General features: G+C 62.9%; 2 protein-coding genes. Both read left to right on the top strand.

What is annotated here, in order from left to right:
• The coding region (locus EOA24_RS39240; RefSeq protein ID WP_133374992.1) for an ABC transporter permease at positions 1–610 on the top strand (610 nt) is incomplete at its 5' end.
• A gap of 1 nt (position 611) precedes the next feature.
• The coding region (locus EOA24_RS39235) for an ATP-binding cassette domain-containing protein (protein ID WP_133374990.1) at positions 612–995 on the top strand (384 nt) is incomplete at its 3' end.

The raw sequence follows: 995 nt of genomic DNA, 5'->3' as shown, positions 1-995 counted from the left end.
GATCTCTCTCATGGTCGGGCTGACATCGGCGGCGTGCGCGGCTCTTGCCGGGCTTCTGATCGGTGTCATCGCCGGCTACAGCCGCAGCTTCGACAACGTCGTCATGCGAGTCATGGACGGCCTGATGTCGATTCCGACGATTCTACTGGCTATTGCGCTCATTTCTCTGACGGGACCCGGGATCGGCATCCTCATCGTCGCCATTGCGATCCCCGAGACGCCAGCTGTCGCGCGGCTTGTTCGATCTGTGGTTCTGGGTGTTCGCGAGCGTCCCTATGTGGAGGCCGCGCTCTGCGGCGGTGCGCGCCTGCCCAAGATACTGTGGCGGCATATCCTGCCAAGCACCATTCCGGCACTGATGGTCCAGGGCGCAACTGTCTGCGCCAGTGCGATCCTGACGGAGGCGGGGCTGAGCTTCCTTGGCGTGGGCGTACCGCCCGAGATCCCCAGCTGGGGCAACATGATCGCCAGTTCGCGCCTGTATCTCGCCACCGCGCCATTGACGATCTTCGCCCCAGGTATCTGCCTTGCTGCCACGGTCCTTGCCGTCAACCTGCTCGGCGATGGTTTGCGCGACATGTTCGACCCCCGCGCCAAGCGGAGGCGATAACATGCAGATGCATCAAACCGCAGGGAACGACGTGCTCCTCGACGTCCGAGAGCTTGAGACACACTTTTACGGTGAAGAAAGCGTTACCCGCGCCTTGGGCGGCATCAGCTTCCAGGTCAAAAATGGCGAGACGCTCGGCGTCGTCGGCGAATCCGGGTGCGGGAAGAGCGTCACCGCCCTCTCGATCCTTCGCCTGCTGCCGAAGTTGACTGCCAGGACGGTCGGCGGCGAGGTCCGCTTTCGCAATCGCGATCTCCTTGAGCTCTCCGATCGGGAGATGCGAAAGATCCGGGGCGACCAGATCGCCATGATCTTCCAGGAGCCGATGACGAGCCTGAACCCCGTCTATACGGTCGGCCACCAGATCGCAGAGGCGGTGCAGATC

The sequence above is a fragment of the Mesorhizobium sp. M2A.F.Ca.ET.039.01.1.1 genome (assembly GCF_003998035.1).
Classification (GTDB): domain Bacteria; phylum Pseudomonadota; class Alphaproteobacteria; order Rhizobiales; family Rhizobiaceae; genus Mesorhizobium.
This window is presented reverse-complemented; position numbering and strand designations above follow the sequence as displayed.